The following is a 21666-nucleotide window of genomic DNA, read 5'->3' as shown; positions in this document are numbered from 1 at the left end:
ATGCTAAAGGTCCACCCAGCGGTGCTCGGCTGCTGCCTGAACGGCGGCTTCGACTACCGAGTGGACATGCAGCGCCTGCGTAAAATCGGGTGCCGCTTTGCCTTTACCGTTGATGGCATCACGCATTGAGGCAAAGATAGAGGCAAGAGCGAATAAGCCGGTTTCGGGCTGGTCAGCTACTGCATGACAGCCGGGAACCACTAGATATTCGGGCTGTAGGGTAATTTCCTCTATTTCAGCCAAGCCCAGTGCCGGGTTTTGCGTGCCAAACAGCCAGGTGTCATGTGCCATCGGAAAAACCGGTGCGCGGGCTTCAATCCTTCCCTTTGACCCCCATATGGAAAATCGGAATCCATCGCCGCCAATCTTGGCCCAGTTTGCTTCAAGCCGTGTCGGCAAGCCCGATGCGTGCCGCAACAGCAATGATGACCTGTCAGGAACCTGGGGGCGGAGGACCTCACCATCAACAGGCCATTCTTTAAGAGCCAACGACATGTCTGACGCAACCGACGCAACGGGACCAAAAAAATGAACGAGCACGTTGAGCATATGGCTGCCAAGATTGCGTACCGTGCTTGCACCATTGGCGGGGTCGGCAAACCAAGTATAGCCGGGAACATTGCATTGCTGCGCAGTAAATAGCGGAACCTCAAACGCAATATCGGCACCGAAAATGTCGCCAATCCATCCGGACTCAACCATCTCTTTCATCTGCACAATAGCAGGCACGGCTTGCATAAAGGCATCGACAGCCGCAACCGTGCCCGCCTTTTGCCATGCCTGTGTCATGGCCTGCGCGTCGGCGAGATCCTTGGCAAAGGGAATGCCATTATAGACATGCTTGCCGGCTTCGAGCGCAGCCATAACCATATCATAGCGCAGTGGAGGACGAGTGCCGCAATCAATGATGTCAATATCGGGATCAGCGGCCATTACACGAAAATCGTGAAATGCTCGTTCGACGGCAAAATCACTTGCTGCTTTCGCTGCCGTTTCGGGCCGAGAGGTGCAAATAGCAGTGACCTCTATTCCGTCAAGGCTACGCCAAGCCGGCAAGTGGGCCTTGGCTCCCCAAGCCGCGCTGATAATCCCTACGCGAAGATGGCGCTTCGCTATGTTGCTTGTACCCGTCAAGCGATAGCTTTCTTGTTTTTAAGATCCTCAATCCGGTCCCAATCAAGACCTAGTTCCATTAGGAACAACTCGGTATGTTCGGATGCCTCTGGCGCACGTGAATTTTCCACTGCTGCCCGGTTAAACTGGACTGGATTTGCCACCAGCCTGATCGGTGCGCCGCCATCTGCCGATTCCACTTCGAAGATCAGTTCGTTTGCAGCAACCTGTTCATCACTGCCCACGTCCTGAATAGTCTGATAGGGCGACCATTGCCCGCGCATCGTTTTCAGTCGCTCTAGCCAATAGGAATATGGTTTTGCTGCAATTGCCTGACGAACAATTTCGAACGCGGCAGGCGTGTTTTCCATAATCGCTTCAGCTGTTGCAAATCGCGGGTCTTTCGCCATTTCAGGAATATCAAGATGGGTGAACACATCTGAAATATACGGACCCGGAGAGAGCACAGTGAGATTGATGAATTTATCATCGGCTGTCCGGAAAGCGCCAATAAATGGGTTGGTGCCGTTACCGGAGCCCGATCCAGGCATGACTGCCCTGAAAAGGTCCGGATCATCTGGCATCTCCATCGCAACATCGATGGAACAAGCGGTGGCCCATATCCCGGAGGACAGCAAAGAGACATCGACCTCGGTCGCCTCTCCGGTGCGCTCACGGTGAAAAAGCGCAGCGGCTATTCCCCCGGCAATGTTCATCCCTCCGATTGTATCGCCATAAGCGGGACCGGGCTGGAGCAGCGGTCCATCAAGCTCTTTGGGGGTAACCATCATTGACGATCCGCCACGTGCCCAGAAAGCCGTAGAGTCAAAGCCGCCCTTGTCGCGTTCAGGTCCCTTGTCCCCGAAAGCGCTTCCGCGAACATATATGATATCTGGGTTGGCGGCGCGGATATGTTCAAGATCAATCTTCAGTTTTTGCCGGGCGGAAGGCAGATAGTTGGTAAGAAATACATCGGCTGTTTTCGCGATTTCATAGAGGACTTCCCGGCCCTCCTCGGTCGAGATGTCAATTCCCACACTACGCTTGCCGCGATTTGGATGTTGCATCAATGCCGATCGCTGTGGATTGACGGCGAGGCGCTGAAGCATTTGGATACCGCGCTGGGCATCACCGCGCACGGGATGCTCGATCTTGATCACATCTGCGCCCCAGTCAGTCATCACTCCGCCTGCTGCTGGTACGAAGGTGAATTGCGCTACTTCCAGAACGCGGATACCTTCCATAACTTTCGTCATATTTCTTCTCCTATTCGGCGTGGAAACTGATGACTTTCTGATATGTGAACTCGTTCAGACCATCTTCCCCATATTCGCGGCCATAACCGGACCTTTTGATCCCACCGAACGGGGCATCCGACTGCATTGTTCCTGCGCCGCCGTTGATGGATACTCCGCCTGTCCGGACTTTTAGAGCCATGCGATAGGCTTGCCCTGCATCCGCCGAATAAATCGCACCGGATAGACCGAAATCACTGGCGTTGGCCAATGCGATGGCCTCATCATCGTCGTCAAAGCCAATAACCGCGCCTATGGGGCCAAAGACTTCTTCCTGCGCCAGACGGCTGTCATTCTTCACATTATCGAACAATGTGGGCTCAAAGAAAAAGCCCTTGTCGAAACCTTCCGGCCGCTTGCCGCCGGAAACCAGTGTCGCTCCTTCATCCTGTGCGATTGTAACATATTCCTCGGTCCGTTTGCGTGCGACTTCGCGGATCAGCGGACCATAATTAACCGTAGGATCAGATGGATTGCCAATTTTGAGATGGGCGAGCATCGTCTGCATTGCGGAAACAAATTGCGGGCGGATACTGTTATGCACGATATGGCGCGTGGTGAGCGCACAGCCTTGCCCACAATGTGTTGTAAAGCCCATAAGCCCTGCTGCTGCAGCTTGCTGAATGTCGGCATCGGCGCGGACGATAAGTGCAGATTTTCCGCCCAGTTCCATGACGATACGTTTCAGCGTTGGTGCGGCCTGCGCCTGTATCATCGCACCGACTTTGTCAGAGCCTGTGAAATGGACAAGGTCGACACGTGGGTCTGTCGTCAGCAATTTTCCTGTTTCTACATCGCCTGTTACGATGCTGAGCACCCCTTTGGGTAGCCCGACTTCATCAGCGATTTCGCCTAAAATCAGGGCTTCCATTGGCGTATAGGGTGATGGTTTCAGCACGACCGTACAGCCGACTGCCAATGCTGGAATAACCTTGCCTATATTCAGGAAGAAAGGAAAATTATAGGGAGAGATTGCAGCAACGACGCCGACAGGTTCGCGGCTGACAACGCCTGTGCCCAATGTGGTTGTGCCTTGCATATTGGGCGTCAGCTCAACCGGTAATGAACTGATTGCAGGACGAGAGGCAACTTCAACAGTGCGCCGTGCATGCTTCATCGGGATACCATATTGCAGGAATTCGGCGAGCATGCGTGTCGCGCCTGCCTCTGCAACAATCATATCAACAATAGAGTCTTTGCGTGCATCAAGAGCGTCAAGAAATCTGGTCAATATTGCCTGACGCTGTGCAACGGGCAAGTGCGGCCAATCGCTATGATCAAAGGCGTGCCGTGCAGTGCCGATTGCAGCATTGACCTGATCGGCACTTCCCACAGGTGCCTCAATCAAAATACTTTCGTCAGCGGGGTTGATTACAACCTCAGTCTTATCGGTTTTCTGCCATTCTCCGCCCACATAAATGGAGTCGGAATGTTTTAGGAATGTCATATTTATATCCTTGTCACTAAGCCTTTTGTTCCCAAACGATCGGCAAGTTGCGGATCGACAACAAGCTGGGAACCACAGTCGTGTCAGTGCCTTCTTTAATGCGGAATTCATGGGGTATGCGGGTAAACCATTCATCTAGCAGCACGCGAAGCTCGCGCCGTGCGAGATGCGCTCCAAGGCATAGGTGAAGCCCGCCTGCGAGCGTAAAATGACGGTTATTAGGCCTTGCTGGATCAAATTGATGAGGACAGGCGAATTGAGCTTCGTCGAAATTTCCTGATGTATTATAGACAGTAACCCAGTCACCGGCCTTGATCTTCACGCCATGCCACTCAAAGTCATGTTTCACTTTGCGCCCTGAATTGACAAGCGGCTGGGTGCGGAGAAATTCCTCGACGGCTGAATTGATCAGGCTCTTATCGCTGCGTATCTGCGCCTGCAGTTCAGGGAACATGGCAAGGCGGCGGAACATCTGGCTGACTGTTGACGCGACGGTATCAAGACCACCCAGCCAAAGAAACCAGGTCATCCCGATGACTTCATCCGCTGTGAGCGGCTTGCCATCAATTGAGCCGTTTGCGATGTAGCTGCCCAATGTATCGTCTGGATTTTCCTGCTTCTCAGCGATGAAACCACGAAGGTAGGCAAGGATACCACGAACGGCTTCTGCTTTTGTTTCGATGGATGGATCGTGCAGAATACCCCATTCCCACTCGAGAAACTGTTCAAACATCGACATGGGAAAACCCATCAGATCAAGGAAAACGCGAACCGGAAATACGCGGCCGAAATCATAAGCGATATCGACTTCGCCCTTATCGGCAAATTCATCGATCATGCCGCCAATAATTTCGCGAATGCGCGGCTCTCTCTCGTTCATCGCAACTGGCGTAAACCAGGGGTTCAGGAACTTGCGATAGCGACCATGATCCGGGAGATCGATACCGAGAGGGATCGAGGGAAAAGTCTCCCCCGCAAGCATCTGGAATTGGGCTACGCCTTCGGTAGAGAACAGATCATTGTCTTCATAGACGCGGCGAATATCCTCATATCTCGTAACCACCCAGGCACCATGCCGGTTACCGCTAATCGGCCAGGGATAGTAGTGGATACGCGGAAATTCGGGATCGCGCACCGCATCTGCGACGGTATATGGCTCGGCGAGATCATTGGCTACGATCCCAGCCGCGATACGGGTATCAAGCACCAGTTCGGGCGGTACGTGATCGGGAACGGGTGGAGCGTCCTTCGCATCTGTCACAACAGGAAACTGGGCGAGATCAGCTTTGAGCATAAGAGACTCTTTGCCGCTGGCTAATCTTTTCCGGTGAAATCTGTATTCTGTTCATCGCTCCCTCTCTCGACACAGCTTAGGCCGACGCAAACATGCGTTGGATGTCGCCAGACGTTATGGGCCGGCGCGCCTGACCGATGGCATCCATACTGTCAGTCTTCAGCCCGCCTAGATTGGTGCGCGGGCTAACATCCACGTCCTTGCCCAGTTCGCGAAGATGGCCAACGGTGCAATTTTCACGCCCGCCATTCAGTTTGAACGCATCGAAACTATATTCGCGCATAACATTCTGGTGCGTGATCTTGTCGATTGTTGCTTTCGGCAAGCTGTTTACCGAGGCCCAGAGATATTCGGGAACATTGGGCCACACCGTGTCCGAGTGAGGATAGTCACATTCATAGGCAACCATATCCTCGTTCATATATTCAAGATTTTTCACCCCGAACTGGTCATCGATGAAACAGCAGATGACGTGTCGTTTGAACAGGTCCGAAGGGCGCTCCCCACCGAAATCGGTGAAGGTCCACTCATGATGATGTTCATGCGTGAAATCTGCACGCTCAAGGAAATAGGGTATCCACCCGATACCACCTTCGGAAAGTGCCATTCGCAGGTCGGGATACCGCTTCCAGAATGTCGCAAAAGTCCAATCTGCCGCTGAATTGGCAATAGATATCGGCATCGCCGTGATCCATGCGTCAATAGGGCTTTCGGACGAAGGGTGCATCGCTTGTGCACCGGTGCCGATATGGCAATTGATTACCATTTTGTAATCGCTGCAGGCTTTCCAGAAGGGCTCCCAATATTCATTGTGGATGCTCGGCAGGCCGATATTCGCCGGATTATCGGAAAAACTGACTGCATGGACGCCAAGATCGCTCATCCGTTTCAGCTCTGCGAGCGTGTCCTCCATGTTCCACATCGGAATCAGGCACATCGGGATGAAACGTCCAGGAGCGGACGCACACCATTCTTTCACATGCCAATCGTTCCATGCGCGGCAGGCAAGCAAGGCTTCTTCGGGGTCCTTCTGGGCCATGGCCACGAAGACACCGCCGGCAAAGCTGGGCATGGTAGGGAAATTGAGGGAGGCCAGTACACCATTGGCATTCATGTCGTCGACGCGCAGCTTCGGGTCATATGTGCCGGGACGCAGCTGGCTGAACTCGCTGGGTTCCATGCCATATTCGCTGCGGGGCCGTCCGACCACGGCATTGAGGCCGATGGTAGGGAAACGTTGGCCATTCCATAGCCATATGTCCTTGCCATCCTCGTGGACGATGCGCGGGGCCCGATCCTTCTTGCCTTCGGGGTAATGGCGGATGAATGCCTCGGGCGGTTCGATCGCATGATCGTCCACGCTGATTATGACCATATCGTCCATTTGCATCGCGACTCTCCTATGAAATTTGTTTGTTGGTGCCATCATCACAAAAATTGACGATGTGTCAACTATTCGTTTATGACCTAGTTATATAAGTGGGAAAACCACAGCTGAACTGGAGATGGCACCCATGAAGAAGTTTGCAGAAAAGAATACCGCTATCAGGTTAAAGGAAATCCGCAGGTTTGTGCAACCTCAACAGAGGGGTGGGCCGCTTGCCGACGCGATGCTATTGGTGCGTGATTAGCGTTCCGTCTGCCAGATAATATCACCGCCGATCAGCGTCAGGCCCACTTCTCCTAGCGCGCCAGTATCTCTGGGCCAGTCATAGAGGATCAGATCCGCGCGATCTCCTATTTTTAGCTGCGGATTTTGATAGAGCGCCAGCGCTGCGCTTTGGTTGATGACTTCATCCAAACCGATCACTGCACCATTGCGCGTCCGGCGGTCGAGTGCGGCCCGCAAGGCAATCCACGGATTGGCGTCGCCATATGGGGCGTCCGATCCGCCAAGTACTTGCACGCCTCCGCGCAGTAAAGAGCCCAGCCGGTAGAGGTCATCCAGTTCAAACCCCTCAATTTGTGAGCGGTAGCGGTCGCCGCGATCATGGATGAAATTGGGCTGTGTAACCACAATCAGTCCCATGGACGAAATGTCACCGATCAGGCTTTCTGGTATGACACTGCCATGCTCAATCCGGTCGCCTGCGCGGGCTCCGCCTGATTGTCGCAGTGCCTCTAGATAAAAGAGCAGCTCGCCCAAAGTTGCACAATGGGCGGCTACATTACGGTTTAACTTTCGTGCAGTGAAAATGCGTTCCATTATCCGGTCAATTGGCGGCAAATCATTTTCATCGAGCAGCAATTTGACTGGCCCTACGCTATAGTAATCACCATCGCACAGGTCCTCGGTTCCCATGATAACCATGCGCTGCGGAATAGATCCGACGAGCAGTTTCGCCTCGGCGTTTCCGTTTGATGCGCTGGCATCGGTCACACCGGTCACGCCCCACCGCGCCAGTTGTTTACCGAGTTTGACCAGAGAAGGGGGCGATCCGCCTATACGCTCGCGCAACCATGAGTCGCCGCGCCAGATACGGCCTGTCGGTCGCTCGTTCGCATCCCGCTCGACACATGGAGGCAGGGGCTCCGTGCCCAATCTGGCGATACCGGCACTGTTTAAAAGCCAATAGGCCCCGGTGCGATCCTGCATCCGCAAGGGATGTTCCGGCAACCATTTGTCGAGCAGATCACGGTCTGGTAAGCCGGCAACCCGTTCGTCATAACCAAAAGCTCGCACCCATTTATCCGGTGCGCTGCTATCGGTGCGAGCGTGCAGCCGCGCTATTGCATCATTTTCGGTGTGGCAATCGGTAAGGTCCACTGACTCCATCCGCGCTGCGGTCGCAAGCAAGTGGCAATGATGGTCATGCAGCCCCGGACCGAGAGTTTGTCCGCGTGCATCATATTCAGTGCCAGAGCCTTCTATGGCCTTCCCGATAGCCGCAATCAATCCGTCACGGATACCAACCGAAATGGGCGCACCTTCCGCATTGTAGGCATTGCGAATGATCAGGTCAAATACCGCTTTCATGCCATCGCCTTGGCAAAGGTTGCCGCCGTGCGTGCGAGCGAGATGTCAAGAAGCCCGGCTTCGTCGGAATCCAATGCTTCAAGAGCCAGTGTCGCCGCCACCATTCCTGTTAAAGGGTCCGCAAGTGCATCGCCGATAAACTGCGGTCTGTCTTCTTCATCCCAGCGCAGCAGCCCGCCCGCCGCGGCGCAATCATCACCAAACCCGACGCGCATTGCCACACTTTCGCGCCAGCCATGGCCAGTAATGGCTATCCAAAGCAAGCCGGGGTTTCTGGCAAAAACCTGCTTCTCATCCAGTCCCAGCCGGGCCAGGGCATGCGGTCTTGCCGATGTGATTATCACCCGCGCACTGTCGATCATTTCCAGCAAATCGGATGTGCCCAGGTTCATGCGCCGATGTTCCTTCCTGCCATTAAGACGCGTGTTGAGCTTGGGAGTATGCTGCGCAGTCGGATCAGGGCGGGCTGAACTTTCTATCTTTATAACCCTGTGCCCAGCCTCTGCAAGAAGGCCGCCGCAATATGGTCCGGCCCACAGCGCTGACAGGTCCAATATGGTTGAAGCCCTGGAATTGCCAGCGCTCAGTCGAGGCGGATGAAGCGGAGCCGCTTCACCGACAAGGGCGACGGGTAAGTGCAGATATATCGCAGTAGCGAGCATGTCCTTTGCTGTCCTCTGGGCCGCCGCCGATATGAGTGCTTCCCAGGGTTCAGCGTCAAACTCGGTGCCTATCCAGGCGGGCAAAAGATCAATATCATCTTGCCGGGCGAGTGAAACCGCTATCCAGTCATCTTTGGTCTGGATCAATCGACAATGACGGTTCGGTGACCACAACCCGGGAGGAGCCAGCTCCAGTTCATCGCCGCGCACCAATGCTTGCTCCGTGTCAAAATTTATTTGACCGTGCGATGCTTTGACCAGCCGGTCCCCCGCCGCTGCAATAGCTTCGCGTAGCGCCGTCACGCTTGTTCTTCGATTGCGTGGACAAGTCCCCAATCAAGCGCCTGGGCTGCAACTATACGCTTGGCTGATAACATCATCCACATCGTGCGATGTCGCCCGATTGCCCGTGCCATCGTCGCTGTGCCGCCAGCTCCGGGGATTAGCCCCATGCGTAGCTCGGGCAATCGGAACCACGCGTCGGGGGTAGCAATGCGGTAATGTGCAGCGGCCGCTACTTCTATCCCTGAGCCGACGCACGCCCCGCGCAGGATTACTGTTGCCTGATTGCCAAGGGCATCCAGTGCAATGGCGCAGCTATGCAGGCTGCGTGCAACATGCGCCTGGGCAAGGTCTTGTGCGGTTCCAAACTCGGGCAATGATCCCCCGGTCGAGAAACATTTACCTGCGCCTTTAATGGTCACGTCCGGTTTGCTCGGGTCGTCCAGAATGTTGGCCAGTGCTTCATATAATGCGTCGCGCATGGTCGCGGACATTTCATTACGAGTATCGGGGTCATTCAGCGTCAGGGTGATTTTATCCTGATCACGATCGGCAACGACAAGATCGGCGGGAAGGGCAGGGGCTGCAGGCGTAGATTTTCCCTTGTCCCGTTTGTGTGCGGTCAACCAGCGCTTGAATTCTTCTCCGCCCAGCAACGTGGAGTAGGCCAGAGATTCGACATTGATCGCCTCTGACAGAGCTAGACTGGATCCCAATCGTAATACTTGCGCCCCGATAGTGGCCGCTACCGGATTTGCATTTGCCGAAGCGGTGAGCAATTGGACTGCGCCATCAAACTGCACTGGGTCGATTGATACCCACGGCATGGGAGCGGCTTTGGCTGTGGTCAATAAGACATCAAACTCATGCTCGGAAACGGGCGGTAAATCTCCCGCACGGTCAATACCGATGATGACTGCTTGAATGGCGGAGGCCGGTCTGTACCAATCAGCCGCATCGACAACCAACACAGGCGTCCCGCCCAAGGCGGAATAGCGGTCGGCACCCAAATAGTCAGTTCCTTGCATAAGGATAGACTTAGGCGTCTTTAGTCTCCTTTGCCAGTTCGTCCTTTAGCACACGACGCAGCAATTTCCCGGTTTCATTATAGGGAAGCGCATCGCGCTGGAACCATTGTTCCGGTGTTTTGGTTGAGCGCAGTTTGTCGCGCATAGCTACCGAGATTGAATCCGTGTCGGGCTTACCGGAGCGAGATACGATAACGGCGACAACTTTTTCACCCCATTCATCACAAGGGATACCCAGAACGGCACAATCGGCAATATCGTCGAAGCTGCGTAACATGTCCTCTATTTCCCCCGGAGAAATATTTTCTCCGCCGCGTACGATCACATCGTCAAGCCGCCCGTCCACGAACAAATATCCACCTTCATCAAGCCATCCAGCGTCATTGGTCGGGAACCAGCCGTCAGCGGTAGTCACTTTCTTGTTCAGATATTCCCCCGATACCTGATCGCCGCGAACATAGATTTCGCCTTTCTCACCCGGTTCGCAAATTGTTCCGTCCTCTCGCCGGATCTCCAGCTCAATTGTGGGCAGGGGTTGTCCTACAGACGTTATGCGGCGCCGGATGTCCGGGTCGCTGGAAGTAAAGGCGACGCGGTGATCTTCTGCGCCCAAGAGCGCAATTGTAGAGCTGGTTTCGGTCAGGCCATACGCATTGACGAAGTCGACATGGGGCAACAATTTCAGCGCCCGGGTAATGACTTGTTCAGGCATTTTTCCGCCACCATAAGACAGCGCCCGAAGTGACGGCAATTTCTCGCCAGTTTTATCCAAAATGTCGAGAATGCGATCAAGCATTGTCGGTACCACCATAGCGTGGGTAATTGATTCAGCCGCCGCAGTCGCGACCCAGTCTTCAGCCGTGAAAGCAGGCAGATAGACAATCCGCCGACCGCCATAAGCGGCTGTCAGGATCGCAGAGATGCCAGCAATGTGATAGGGCGGAACACTGATAAGTCCCGCTTCTTCTTCATCGGCTCCGAGAAATTCGACCGTTGACATAACATAGGAAGTTAGATTGGCGTGCCGCAGCACTGCCGCCTTGGGTTCACCTGTTGTACCACTGGTAAAGAGTAGCACCGCAATATCGTTGTCCGCCTCTGGTAGGTCGATTTTTTCAGGCGCGCTCCCCGACATGAACATGGCTTCGAATTCGCTTCGGGCAATCAATTCGACACCATCAGCGTGATTTATACGCTGGATCATATCATCATCGACAATGATTGTGCAGGGGGCTGTCCTTGCGACCAGCTTGTTCAAGTCTGCATCCACCAAACGATAATTAAGCGGTATAAATGAGGTTCCTGCCATTCCGCTTGCAAACAACAGCACAGGCAAAACGTTGCCATTCATGCCCAGAAAGCCGGTATTTACTTTGCCTTTGCCGGTTAACCAGGCGGCAACCTGGCTGGCGCGTGCGCGATATGATTCGAAATCATAGCCGCCATCTTTTCCGCCCAAGGCAAGTCGGTCCGGGCAAGCATCGGCAGCAATTTCAAGTAATAGAGGCGTTTGCATGGTCGTCAGTCCGATGCAGGTAGAGGCTTTGCGCCTTTAATCGTCATTGGCACGCCATTGAAGGCGAGCGACCCTTTGCCAGCCTTTGCGCCCAGAACTTCCAGGCCGCTTTCTTCATCTACATAGCGTTTGCCAATTAAAACACCCTCCGCGAAGTCAGGATTTATATCACCGGTTGGCTTGGCCGGATCATCAAGAGGCAACACATTAGCGCCGCCACATTGCAACTCGCCTTCAGCTTTCGGGGGTCTGACCACGACTATTTGCGAATCGCACACTGCGCTCTTCCAGCGCGATCCTGGCTTAAGGTTCATCTATGCATTTCCTTTCCTAAAGTGGTTCAGTCTTTGATACCACCGCCGCTATTTCGTCCACCAATAAGATATTCGACATAGAAAGTAAACGTAGTTATATAACTGAATATCATCAGGAGAGGCTTTTTATGTATCCAAGGAAATTTGCTCGCACGGCTCCGGATCGGCCCGCTATCATAATGGCAACGGATGGAACAGCAACCAGCTATGGCGAACTTGAAGGCATTGCCAATAAAGGGGCCCATGTTTTCCGCGCGCTTGGTATAGAGGCGGGGGACACAATCGCAATCTGGTTGAAAAATTGTCTGGAATATTTCCAGATATATTTTGCCGCGCAAAGGGCGGGACTTTATATTTGCCCTGTCTCGACACAGCTTACAGCCGATGAAGCGGCCTATATACTAAACGATAGCGCTTCAAAGCTGCTTATCACTCATGCCGATTTCCCTGCGGCCCAAACGCTGCTGGATGACCGCGCATCCCTTGCCCCAAGTATTATGCAAATTTTTGATATCGGAACCGGACTGGACGGCGCCTTGTCATGGAAAGCCGCTCTGGCGGAGCAACCAGTACAGCCGATAGTCGATGAAACGGCTGGTTTTCACATGGTCTATTCATCGGGAACGACCGGCCGTCCAAAAGGAATCCGCCTCCCTTTGACGGGCGGTCCAGCCGACGAGCCGCATATGCTGGTCCAACGGATTTCAGAGCGTTACGCAGTGGGAGAAGGAAGTGCGATGCTTTGTCCTGCACCGCTCTATCACACTGCGCCGCTGGCATATGGCATGGCGGCGCTTCGTCTGGGGGCAACGCTTGTCATCATGAACAAATTTGATGCCGAGGGCGCGCTTCGCCTGATCGAGCAATATCGCATTACTTTCATGCAGATGGTGCCGACCATGTTCATTCGCTTGCTTGCCTTGCCCAAAAAAGTGCGGGAAAGTTACGATCTGTCGTCGCTTGAGAAGATTGTCCATGCCGCCGCGCCGTGCCCGGTGGAAGTGAAACGGCAAATGATAGAATGGCTCGGCCCGATCATATATGAATATTATGGCGGATCAGAAGGTAATGGCGCAACCTTTATCACTCCGGAGGAGTGGCTAGAAAAGCCGGGTTCGGTTGGCCGCGCCGATTGGGGGACGCTGCATATATGTGACGAGGATGGAAGTGAACTGCCAGCCGGGGAGGACGGTCTGGTCTATTTTGAAGGTGGTTGGGATTTTCAATATTTGAACGATGCCAAAAAGACTCGTGACGCCCGTCACCCGGAACACTCAGGCTGGAGCACTCTTGGCGACATCGGTCATGTCGATGAAGACGGTTATCTCTATCTGACCGACCGCAAGAGTTTCATGATCATTTCAGGCGGGGTCAATATCTATCCCCAGGAAACAGAAAACCTGTTGCTCCTGCACCCGGAAGTTGCCGATGCGGCAGTGATCGGTATTCCCCATCCCGAAATGGGCGAGGAAGTGAAGGCAGTGATCCAGCCCGTATCCTGGGATGCAGCCGGTCCGGAACTCGCATCACGGCTTATGGAATACTGCCAGGATAATCTCAGCCACCTTAAGTGCCCGCGCTCGATCGACTTTGACCCAGCGCTCCCACGGCATGAAACCGGCAAGCTCTACAAACAGGAAATCCGCAAGCGTTATTGGCCGTGATTTTGCCTGATCTTTGACAAACGACCTGATGAAAGCTTCGCAACCATTACGGTCCGGTGGATTTTATCAGGAAAATTGGTCGGGACGATAGGATTCGAACCTACGACCCCCACACCCCCAGTGTGATGCGCTACCAGGCTGCGCTACGTCCCGACCGTTGGAGCGGCATTGCCGTCCAAGCCCGCGCATATATGGTGGTCCGGTGTCCTTGGCAAGTGATTTGGGTAAAGCTTTTCACCTATTTTGTTTAGGCGAATGTTCGCGGCGGCTTGATCTTTGTGGCATTGATCCCATTTTCTGTAGAGCGTTTGGCCCAAGCCGGTCCAGTTGCTAATAGGTTGCGTTAAAACAGGGTGCATGATAGTGGCGCGCAGCATTTATGGCAGCATTAAGATCGGGGTCTTTGGGCCCGTGATAATGGGGGCCAGTGATAATGGCGGTTTACAACTGCGGCCAACCGATCCGGTGATCTGGCTGTTTTATTGAGGGTATTGAGATGAGTTCACTTCTAATCACGGCGCAGGCCGCTTCCGGTGGGGCAGGCGGATTTCTGATTTCGATCATGCCGCTGGTATTGATTTTTGCCGTATTCTATTTCCTGCTGATCCGTCCGCAGCAAAAGAAGATGAAAGAGCATCAGGGCAAAATTGCGGCTGTTCAGAAAAATGACGATGTTGTGACCGGCGGCGGTCTGGTCGGCAAAGTGATGAAAGTCGATGATGAATATGTCGAAGTCGAAATTGCCAAAGGTATTCGGGTGAAGGCTGTTAAGGCGACTTTGTCTGACGTTATGTCGCGCAGCAGCGGCACCCCGGCCAATGATTAAGCCTGCTCTAGGTAACGGATGATTTTAAGATGCTAGATTTCCCGCGCTGGAAAGTCATTTCCATTTCGTTGATATTGGCTTTTGGCGTGTTGCTGTCACTTCCCAGCCTGTTCATGGGTGAGAGCGGAAAATGGCCGTCCTTTTTACCGGATGAGACGGTAAATCTGGGTCTCGATCTTTCGGGGGGCAGCCACATTCTTTTGGAGGCCGATCCCGCAGAAGTGGCGACTACGCGGCTACAGACGATGGAAGAAGCCGTGCGTGCAGAAATGCGCCGGGCCGATCCACGAATCAATATTGGCGATATTTCCCGCAAGGATGGCGTTCTTTCTTTCATGGTCCGCGATTCGACACAGGTGGATGCCGCGCGCGAAGTTCTGGTACCATTGACGACAGGCGCAGGGTTAACCGGCCAGAGGGACTGGAATATCGAGGTGCGTGACGACACGCGCATTGTCCTGTCCCCGACCGATGCCGGGCTTGAAACAGCGGTTGATAATGCGATGGACGCCGCGACCGACGTTATCCGGCGGCGGATTGACGAAATGGGCACACGCGAACCAACGATTATCCGTCAGGGTGACAACCGGATCGTTGTGCAGGTGCCCGGTCTTGAAGATCCCGAAGCCTTGAAAGAGCTGCTTGGCAAGACCGCGAAGCTGGAGTTCAAGCTCGTCGATTATGAAGCCGATCCGCAGGCTGTAGCCGAAGGGCGTCCTCCCGTTGGTAGCCAGTTATTCCCCTATCCCGATAATCCATCCGGCCTGCCGAATATTGCGGTTAAGCGTCTGGGCGGCATTTCGGGTGACAAGCTGACCGATGCGGGGCAGGGTTTTGATCCCCAAACCAATGCTCCTGTCGTAAACATCACTTTTGATACCGAAGGCGGAGCAAGATTTGCCCGGCTGACCCAGAATAATGTCGGCCGACCCTTTGCGATCATATTGGACGGAGTGGTCCTTTCCGCGCCTAATATCAACGAACCTATTCTGGGCGGTTCTGCCCAGATTTCCGGTAACTTTACCGTCGAAGGTGCTAACCAGCTTGCCATCGCTTTACGCTCCGGTGCTTTGCCTGTGGAATTGCAGGTGGTTGAAGAACGCACCGTTGGGCCTGATCTGGGTGCCGATTCCATTCGCAAAAGCATCATTGCAGCGATTATCGGCAGCGCGGCTGTCCTGACCTTGATGGTCGTGACCTATGGCCGCTTTGGTGTTTATGCGAACATTGCGCTTACGCTGAATATTTTCCTGATCCTGGGGATCATGGCGATGTTCAATGCGACCTTAACCTTGCCGGGTATAGCCGGTTTCATACTGACAGTGGGGACGGCGGTTGATGCCAATGTTCTGATTAATGAGCGGATAAGAGAGGAAAGCAGGCGCGGCAGACGTGTGCTTCAGGCCGTCGAAGTGGGCTATAAAGAAGCCTCCAGAGCGATTTTTGATGCGAATATCACCACTGTTATCGCTGGCTTGCTTTTGTTTATTTTCGGTTCTGGACCGGTCCGCGGCTTTGCCGTGGTCCTTATTATCGGGCTTATCACATCGGTGTTTACTGCCCTTGTGGTGACGCGGATGTTTGTTGCACTTTGGTTGCGCCGCGCACGTCCAAAAGCGCTGGCATTATAGGAGGGAATGATAATGAAACTTCTCAAACTCGTTCCCGACACGACCAATATCAGGTTTTTGAAATGGCGGAATATCGCGATTGCGATCAGCATATTGTTGACCATTGGTTCGATGGTGCTGGTGGCCCAGCGCGGGTTGAACTTTGGCGTTGATTTTGTTGGCGGCCAGATGATCCGCACAACATTTACCCAGTCCGCTGAAGCCCCGATTTCTGACTTGCGGGAAAAGGTGTCGGACCTTGGCTATGGCGATCCGATTATCCAGCGCTTTGGTGAAGCCAATGAAGTATCTATCCGAATGAAGTTGCCGGATGGCGCCAGTGAGACACCGGATCTGGCCAATCAAATGGCTAGTGAAATTACCGGCATGATGCAGGAAACTTACCCGGGTGTTCGCATTGACGGGGTGGATTCAGTTTCTGGCAAGGTGTCAGCAGAATTGATGTCAAAAGGTATCTGGTCGCTGGTCGGGGCAATGGTCGCCATCGCGCTTTATATCTGGATCCGGTTCGAGTGGCAATTTGGTGTGGGCGCATTATTTGCCCTGTTTCACGATATCGCGATGACCTTTGGTTTTTTTGCCCTGACGCAGCTGGAATTTGACCTTAATATCGTGGCGGCTTTGCTTACGATTATCGGCTATTCGCTGAACGATACGATTGTGACTTATGACCGGATCAGGGAAAACCTGATGAAATATCGCAAAATGGAAATCATTCCCTTGCTTGATCTGTCGATCAACGAAACGCTGGCCCGAACGGTTATGACGAGCATGACCACGATAATCGCGCTGTCGGCCTTGCTGATATGGGGACCGGATACGATCTTCGGTTTCGCAGCGGCGATGACCCTTGGTGTGGTCGTTGGCACCTATTCAACTGTATTTATGGCTGGGCCGATTCTGGTGTGGCTGAAAGTGGGTCCCGACAGTTTTGTGCCTGCGGATAGAGCAGACAAGAAAGCTGAAAGGGTTGGCGGACCCGAAGAGGTCGGCTGATAGTTGAAATGCGGTGGTAGAACTTAGACGCGACATTGATTTTGAAGGGCCTGTCATCACCGGCTTTACCGCCAATGGATATAAGATTGGTGAGCAGCGCTTTGACGGAGGTTTGCTCATATCGCCGGAACAGGCGATGTCATGGGATGCGCCTGGTCGGGATAAGTTGAATCTGGCGGATATATTGGCGGCATTGAATTTGTCGCCAGCGCCCGAATTCCTGCTGTTTGGAAGCGGGGCGAAAATGGAGCAGCCACCCGCCGAGTTCCGCCGCGCTATTGAAGCGGCCAATATCGGTATCGAGGTCATGGATAGCCGCGCCGCGGCCCGCGCATGGGGTGTCTTGCGGGCGGAGGAGCGCTGGATTATCGGCGCGTTTATGCCGCTAGGCTAAAAGGCCGGGGCCGGTTCAACGTCTATCTCCGCCGGTTAAGTTAATCTTCCGTCAGTCCTGAGCATGTCGAAGGGCGTCTATGTGATTTATCCTGTGCTTGTGTTGAGCAACGTGCTTCGACAAGCTCAGCACTAACGGATTCCAACGAACGTGGATAAATACTAGGCTAATTCACGTTGCACCATATCCGTGAATAGTGTCACCAGCGCATCGCCGTTGGTTTTCCAGCTAAAGCCCCGCACGGCCTCTCGCACATCATCTTGCGCTGGTGGATGGGCCATGACCACTTTAATGGCTTGTGCAATGGCCGCGCTGTCCTGCTCCACTATCTGTCCGGTCGTATCGGATCGGACTAGTTCCCGCGCACCGCCAGCGTCGCTAATGATGATGGGCGTGCCGCATGACAGCGCCTCTACCCAGGCGTTGGCAAGTCCTTCGGAACGGGATGGCAGTATAGCAATATCCGCGGCGGCGACGAGCCTCGGCAATGCATTATGCCGCACATTTCCAAGAAACCGGACGCGGTTTTCTATACCCAAAGCCTTTGCCTTGGCGCGATATGTTTTTTCTTCCTCACCGATTCCGGCAAGCATTAATATCCCGTTGGGAAGTGATGCCAAGGCTTCCATGACCAGAGCCTGATTCTTACGCTTTATCAGCGCACCGACGCTTATGAACAAAGGGCCATCTATGCCCAGTTCCCGCTTTACCGATGCGCGGTCAACCGGCCTGAACTTGTCCTGGTCCAGGCCGGTATAATGGACGGTGATCTTGTCGCCATCTATCCCGAGTTCGCGCATATCCTGTTTCAATGCAGCGGATACAGCCAAAAGAGCTGCGGCCTTTTCGGCTGCGGATAATATCTGGGGAAGGCATTTGGGATCGCTGCCCCAGTGATGGATGTCCGAACCGCGCGCCTTGATGGTGAAGGGGATGTTTAGAGCATCCGATATCCGCATCGCGGCAGGACCATCGGGATAGAAAAACTCTGCATCAATCAGATCAAACGGCTTATTTTCATGCAGTTTGCGAACCAGCGGCATTATGGCGCGCGCAATCCGCTCAGGGTTTTGCGCTCCGCCAAATTTGGGGATCAGGGCAAAGCGGGGGCGATAAACGTCTAGCCCGTTCCACTCTTCATGATCCGGCAGGGCGGTGAGAGAGCGGTAGGGGGCCAGATTCCTGAGCAAAGGCGGCGGGATGCCGACCGGATTGATCACGGTCACATCCATTTCCGGTCTGCTCGCCAGTTCCGCCGTCTGCCGCTCGACAAATATGCCAAAATTGGGCGATGCCGCATTCGGGAACAGGGTCGACAGCGTTAAAATGTTTAGTGGGCGGGCCATGGGCTTGGCCTTAACGCAAATCCTTTAAAGTGCTCTTACCAACTGCACGGCAACACCAATCCATTCCGGATCTTTCACAATCTGTTGCCGCGCCCCGCTTTCCAGTGGCAATAGCTGTATCTGGCCATTTTCTCGCCCGATCAGACGGCCGAACAAAAACCGCCCCGCTGGACGCGGGACCAGAACATCGCGGTTCAGGGCCGCGGCATATTGACCCGGCGTGCGGCGAGATAGCCAGACCTGATCGCCCGCACGATAATCGCCAACGCTGCTCTTTACGCGCAAAGCAACCATATCCGCCTCAATCGACGGCTGGGAAAGCGTTTCGGTTTTTTTAAGCGCGTGTGCGCCCTTATGGTCGAGTATCGCAGCCACCGGCAATTCATCCTGATCCGGCAGGGCAAGCAATTGCGCGCTATCCACGCCCAGAGCCCCGGCAATCCGGTTGAGCCAGTCCAGCGACAATGTGCGCGTCCCGGTTTCCAGCCGTCCGATAGTTTGTGCCGTGGTCGGTGGATTGCAGCGACCGGCAACATCATCCAGCGTGAAACCTTTGGCCTTACGCACTTCCCTGATGCGGTTAATCATATTCTTCTCCAACCTATATGGTTTCTTCTTTCCTACATATTGTTCCAAATGGCAAGGAAGAAGTCCATCAAAGAAATAGCAGAGGATTGAAATGGATTTATCTTCAAAAAAATCGACTGATTTTAAAGATCCGCGTATCATGGCTGAACGGCCTGTCCCGCAAGATTATGCCGAAAACGCCAGTGCTCGGAGAAAAACCAAGGCAAGGAAACGACCGGCGCGCAGTGTAAGCGTGAACCTTTCGGAATCGCCGATAGGATGGCTCCATGCACGCGGCCATTTGACGGACCGGCAACTCGCCAGCGGTGAAAAGCTGAGCGCCGATTGGGAACGCGCCAATCTGGCCCCCAGCGTGACGATGAGCTGGAACATGGTGCCGCCCGGTGGCGGGCGGCGTCATGCCCCTGATATGCTTGATGCAACCGAAATACAGATCGCGGCCAAGCAGCGTTTTGACAATGCTATCACTTATCTTGGCCGTGATTTATCGGATATTGCCTGGCGGATAATCTGCGCGGGCGAGGGGGTTCCTGCGGCGGAGAAAAACCTTGGCTGGCCGGCGCGGTCGGGTAAGCTGGTGCTCAAAATTGCGCTGGACCGGCTGGCGGATTATTACAGGATACCGTCCTAGATAAGTGGTCATATTATTTGACCTGAATATATAGACAAAAGCCGATAGCCGGTTGATACTATGCGGCGATCGGCTAATCTATTAACAGATTCATTAATCAGGACATATCCCCATGAAAACCCGCGCTGCCGTTGCTTTTGAAGCCAAGAAACCATTGGAAATTGTTGAACTCGATCTGGAAGGTCCCAAGGCTGGTGAAGTGCTGGTCGAGATCATGGCGACCGGCATCTGTCATACCGACGCCTATACGTTGGACGGGCTGGATAGCGAGGGCAAGTTTCCCAGCGTATTGGGCCATGAAGGGGCGGGGATTGTCCGTGAAGTGGGCGCAGGCGTAACGTCCGTAGCCCCCGACGACCATGTGATCCCGCTTTACACCCCGGAATGTCGCCAGTGTAAAAGCTGCCTGTCCGGAAAGACCAACCTGTGCACCGCGATCCGTGCGACGCAGGGGCAGGGACTGATGCCCGACGGCACCACGCGCATGTCCTACAAGGGCGAACCAATTTACCACTATATGGGTTGCTCCACTTTCTCCAATTTCATTGTTCTGCCGGAAATCGCGGTCGCCAAAATCCGCACCGACGCGCCGTTTGACAAGAGTTGTTATATCGGCTGCGGTGTTACCACCGGCATTGGCGCAGTGACTAACACGGCCAAGGTTACACCCGGTTCCAATGTCATTGTTTTTGGCTTGGGCGGTATCGGCCTGAACGTCATTCAGGGCGCACGACTGGTTGGCGCGGACAAGATTATCGGCGTGGATATTAATAATGACAAGGAGGAATGGGGCCGCAAATTCGGCATGACCGATTTTGTTAATCCGACCCAGATAGACGGTGATATCGTCGAACATCTTGTCGCCCTGACCGACGGCGGCGCGGATTATACCTTTGATTGCACCGGAAACACCGACGCTATGCGCCAAGCGCTGGAAGCCTGTCACCGCGGTTGGGGGGAAAGCATCATCATTGGCGTTGCCGAAGCAGGCAAGGAAATTTCTACCCGGCCATTTCAACTGGTCACGGGTCGTGTATGGAAAGGTTCGGCCTTTGGCGGAGCACGCGGGCGGACGGATGTGCCGAAAATTGTCGATTGGTACGTAAACGGAAAGATTGAAATTGACCCGATGATTACGCACACGCTTTCGCTGGAAGAAATCAACAAGGGTTTTGATTTGATGCACGCCGGGGAAAGCATCCGCAGCGTTGTGGTTTTTTAGGCAGTGGTTTTTTAAGCAGTGGTTTTTAATTTATAATTTGGGAGAACGGAATAATGTTTAGTCATATTATGTTAGGTGCGGATGATATTGAAGCATCCAGGAAATTTTACGATGCAACACTTGGGGCGCTTGGATACGCACCCGGTGCTATGGACGACAAGGGGCGTGTTTTCTGGAGAGAGAAAACAGGCATCTTCGCGATCAGCAAACCGATTGACGGTAAACCGGCCAGTTGCGGAAATGGCAGCACAGTGGGTTTCTCTGTTTCCAGTCCGGAACAGGCCGATGCGTGGCACAAGGCTGGTCTGGAAAACGGCGGCACCTCCATTGAAGACCCTCCAGGTGTTCGGGAAGGGGCGGCCGGTTCGCTATACCTTGCCTATTTGCGCGATCCGTCGGGCAATAAACTCTGCGCATTGCATTGGATAGGCTAATCCCTG

20 protein-coding genes and 1 tRNA gene are annotated in these 21666 nt (G+C 53.9%); 8 read left to right on the top strand and 13 right to left on the bottom strand.

Going from position 1 to position 21666, the window contains the following annotated elements; genetic code table 11:
- Window positions 1-3: 3 nt before the first annotated feature.
- The 10 genes from VIN76_RS12685 to VIN76_RS12640 form a co-directional block, all read right to left on the bottom strand.
- Complete coding sequence (locus VIN76_RS12685) at window positions 4-1134, bottom strand: Gfo/Idh/MocA family oxidoreductase (RefSeq protein WP_332042218.1); 1131 nt, start codon at window positions 1132-1134, stop codon at window positions 4-6.
- Window positions 1131-2369 (bottom strand): CoA transferase, encoded by a 1239-nt coding sequence (locus VIN76_RS12680; RefSeq protein WP_332042217.1) that lies wholly within the window; start codon window positions 2367-2369, stop codon window positions 1131-1133. The genes VIN76_RS12685 and VIN76_RS12680 overlap by 4 nt, the downstream gene beginning before the upstream one ends.
- 10 nt (window positions 2370-2379) lie before the next feature.
- Window positions 2380-3855, bottom strand: a complete 1476-nt coding sequence (locus VIN76_RS12675) for an aldehyde dehydrogenase family protein (protein WP_332042216.1) — start codon at window positions 3853-3855, stop codon at window positions 2380-2382.
- 16 nt (window positions 3856-3871) lie between these two features.
- Entirely contained in the window at window positions 3872-5149 is a 1278-nt protein-coding gene (locus VIN76_RS12670; RefSeq protein WP_332042215.1) for a cytochrome P450, read from the bottom strand.
- Window positions 5150-5225: 76 nt separating this feature from the next.
- Window positions 5226-6539, bottom strand: a complete 1314-nt coding sequence (locus tag VIN76_RS12665) for an amidohydrolase family protein (RefSeq protein ID WP_332042214.1) — start codon at window positions 6537-6539, stop codon at window positions 5226-5228.
- A gap of 237 nt (window positions 6540-6776) precedes the next feature.
- Window positions 6777-8126 carry an amidohydrolase family protein gene (locus VIN76_RS12660; RefSeq protein WP_332042213.1) on the bottom strand — a complete coding sequence of 450 codons (1350 nt, stop codon included), beginning with the start codon at window positions 8124-8126 and terminating at the stop codon, window positions 6777-6779.
- On the bottom strand, window positions 8123-9091 hold the full coding sequence (locus VIN76_RS12655) for a CoA transferase (protein WP_332042212.1): 969 nt from the start codon (window positions 9089-9091) through the stop codon (window positions 8123-8125). The genes VIN76_RS12660 and VIN76_RS12655 overlap by 4 nt, the downstream gene beginning before the upstream one ends.
- Window positions 9088-10080, bottom strand: coding sequence for an enoyl-CoA hydratase/isomerase family protein (locus VIN76_RS12650; RefSeq protein ID WP_332042211.1), 993 nt, complete (start codon window positions 10078-10080; stop codon window positions 9088-9090). The genes VIN76_RS12655 and VIN76_RS12650 overlap by 4 nt, the downstream gene beginning before the upstream one ends.
- Before the next feature lie 28 nt (window positions 10081-10108).
- On the bottom strand, window positions 10109-11614 hold the full coding sequence (locus VIN76_RS12645) for a class I adenylate-forming enzyme family protein (protein WP_332042210.1): 1506 nt from the start codon (window positions 11612-11614) through the stop codon (window positions 10109-10111).
- A 5-nt stretch (window positions 11615-11619) separates the two neighbouring features.
- Window positions 11620-11928, bottom strand: a complete 309-nt coding sequence (locus VIN76_RS12640; protein WP_332042209.1) for a hypothetical protein — start codon at window positions 11926-11928, stop codon at window positions 11620-11622.
- A 128-nt stretch (window positions 11929-12056) separates the two neighbouring features.
- Here VIN76_RS12640 and VIN76_RS12635 point away from each other — a divergent pair, with 128 nt between their 5' ends.
- Entirely contained in the window at window positions 12057-13592 is a 1536-nt protein-coding gene (locus tag VIN76_RS12635; protein ID WP_332042208.1) for an acyl-CoA synthetase, read from the top strand.
- A 76-nt stretch (window positions 13593-13668) separates the two neighbouring features.
- On the opposite strand, the gene VIN76_RS12630 is transcribed toward VIN76_RS12635, so the two are convergent.
- Window positions 13669-13745 (bottom strand) — tRNA-Pro (locus tag VIN76_RS12630).
- A 343-nt stretch (window positions 13746-14088) separates the two neighbouring features.
- Between VIN76_RS12630 and yajC the strand changes: the two genes are divergently transcribed.
- Genes yajC through VIN76_RS12610 form a run of 4 tightly spaced genes read left to right on the top strand, consistent with a single transcriptional unit; the run spans window position 14089 to window position 17439 of the window.
- A complete protein-coding gene (yajC, locus tag VIN76_RS12625; RefSeq protein WP_332042207.1) occupies window positions 14089-14418 on the top strand; it encodes a preprotein translocase subunit YajC in 330 nt (109 codons plus the stop codon).
- A 29-nt stretch (window positions 14419-14447) separates the two neighbouring features.
- Window positions 14448-16049 carry a protein translocase subunit SecD gene (gene secD, locus VIN76_RS12620; RefSeq protein ID WP_332042206.1) on the top strand — a complete coding sequence of 534 codons (1602 nt, stop codon included), beginning with the start codon at window positions 14448-14450 and terminating at the stop codon, window positions 16047-16049.
- 12 nt (window positions 16050-16061) lie between these two features.
- Complete coding sequence (secF, locus tag VIN76_RS12615) at window positions 16062-17045, top strand: protein translocase subunit SecF (protein ID WP_332042205.1); 984 nt, start codon at window positions 16062-16064, stop codon at window positions 17043-17045.
- Window positions 17046-17058: 13 nt separating this feature from the next.
- A complete protein-coding gene (locus tag VIN76_RS12610; RefSeq protein WP_332042204.1) occupies window positions 17059-17439 on the top strand; it encodes an MTH938/NDUFAF3 family protein in 381 nt (126 codons plus the stop codon).
- Window positions 17440-17600: 161 nt separating this feature from the next.
- Here the strand turns inward: VIN76_RS12610 and VIN76_RS12605 are convergent, their stop codons facing one another.
- Window positions 17601-18785: a glycosyltransferase gene (locus VIN76_RS12605; protein WP_332042203.1), complete on the bottom strand. Its 1185-nt coding sequence runs from the start codon at window positions 18783-18785 to the stop codon at window positions 17601-17603.
- Window positions 18786-18809: 24 nt separating this feature from the next.
- On the bottom strand, window positions 18810-19373 hold the full coding sequence (locus VIN76_RS12600; protein WP_332042202.1) for a helix-turn-helix transcriptional regulator: 564 nt from the start codon (window positions 19371-19373) through the stop codon (window positions 18810-18812).
- A gap of 139 nt (window positions 19374-19512) precedes the next feature.
- On the opposite strand from VIN76_RS12600, the gene VIN76_RS12595 reads away from it, so the two are divergent.
- The 3 genes from VIN76_RS12595 (at window position 19513) to VIN76_RS12585 (ending at window position 21660) form a co-directional block, all read left to right on the top strand.
- Window positions 19513-20004, top strand: a complete 492-nt coding sequence (locus VIN76_RS12595; RefSeq protein ID WP_332042201.1) for a DUF6456 domain-containing protein — start codon at window positions 19513-19515, stop codon at window positions 20002-20004.
- A gap of 112 nt (window positions 20005-20116) precedes the next feature.
- On the top strand, window positions 20117-21226 hold the full coding sequence (locus VIN76_RS12590; RefSeq protein WP_332042200.1) for an S-(hydroxymethyl)glutathione dehydrogenase/class III alcohol dehydrogenase: 1110 nt from the start codon (window positions 20117-20119) through the stop codon (window positions 21224-21226).
- Between the two features lie 53 nt (window positions 21227-21279).
- Complete coding sequence (locus VIN76_RS12585; protein ID WP_332042199.1) at window positions 21280-21660, top strand: VOC family protein; 381 nt, start codon at window positions 21280-21282, stop codon at window positions 21658-21660.
- Window positions 21661-21666 lie beyond the last annotated feature (6 nt).

The organism is Parasphingorhabdus sp. (genome assembly GCF_036568145.1).
Classification (GTDB): domain Bacteria; phylum Pseudomonadota; class Alphaproteobacteria; order Sphingomonadales; family Sphingomonadaceae; genus Parasphingorhabdus.
This window is presented reverse-complemented; position numbering and strand designations above follow the sequence as displayed.

Bases quoted from the DNA above. Each gene is read 5' to 3' on its own strand.
- VIN76_RS12680 (WP_332042217.1), bottom strand. From the start codon at position 2,369: ATGACGAAAGTTATGGAAGGTATCCGCGTTCTGGAAGTAGCGCAATTC.
- VIN76_RS12675 (WP_332042216.1), bottom strand. From the start codon at position 3,855: ATGACATTCCTAAAACATTCCGACTCCATTTATGTGGGCGGAGAATGG.
- VIN76_RS12670 (WP_332042215.1), bottom strand. From the start codon at position 5,149: ATGCTCAAAGCTGATCTCGCCCAGTTTCCTGTTGTGACAGATGCGAAG.
- VIN76_RS12665 (WP_332042214.1), bottom strand. From the start codon at position 6,539: ATGCAAATGGACGATATGGTCATAATCAGCGTGGACGATCATGCGATC.
- VIN76_RS12660 (WP_332042213.1), bottom strand. From the start codon at position 8,126: ATGAAAGCGGTATTTGACCTGATCATTCGCAATGCCTACAATGCGGAA.
- VIN76_RS12645 (WP_332042210.1), bottom strand. From the start codon at position 11,614: ATGCAAACGCCTCTATTACTTGAAATTGCTGCCGATGCTTGCCCGGAC.
- VIN76_RS12640 (WP_332042209.1), bottom strand. From the start codon at position 11,928: ATGAACCTTAAGCCAGGATCGCGCTGGAAGAGCGCAGTGTGCGATTCG.
- VIN76_RS12635 (WP_332042208.1), top strand. From the start codon at position 12,057: ATGTATCCAAGGAAATTTGCTCGCACGGCTCCGGATCGGCCCGCTATC.
- yajC (WP_332042207.1), top strand. From the start codon at position 14,089: ATGAGTTCACTTCTAATCACGGCGCAGGCCGCTTCCGGTGGGGCAGGC.
- secD (WP_332042206.1), top strand. From the start codon at position 14,448: ATGCTAGATTTCCCGCGCTGGAAAGTCATTTCCATTTCGTTGATATTG.
- secF (WP_332042205.1), top strand. From the start codon at position 16,062: ATGAAACTTCTCAAACTCGTTCCCGACACGACCAATATCAGGTTTTTG.
- VIN76_RS12605 (WP_332042203.1), bottom strand. From the start codon at position 18,785: ATGGCCCGCCCACTAAACATTTTAACGCTGTCGACCCTGTTCCCGAAT.
- VIN76_RS12600 (WP_332042202.1), bottom strand. From the start codon at position 19,373: ATGATTAACCGCATCAGGGAAGTGCGTAAGGCCAAAGGTTTCACGCTG.
- VIN76_RS12595 (WP_332042201.1), top strand. From the start codon at position 19,513: ATGGCTGAACGGCCTGTCCCGCAAGATTATGCCGAAAACGCCAGTGCT.
- VIN76_RS12590 (WP_332042200.1), top strand. From the start codon at position 20,117: ATGAAAACCCGCGCTGCCGTTGCTTTTGAAGCCAAGAAACCATTGGAA.
- VIN76_RS12585 (WP_332042199.1), top strand. From the start codon at position 21,280: ATGTTTAGTCATATTATGTTAGGTGCGGATGATATTGAAGCATCCAGG.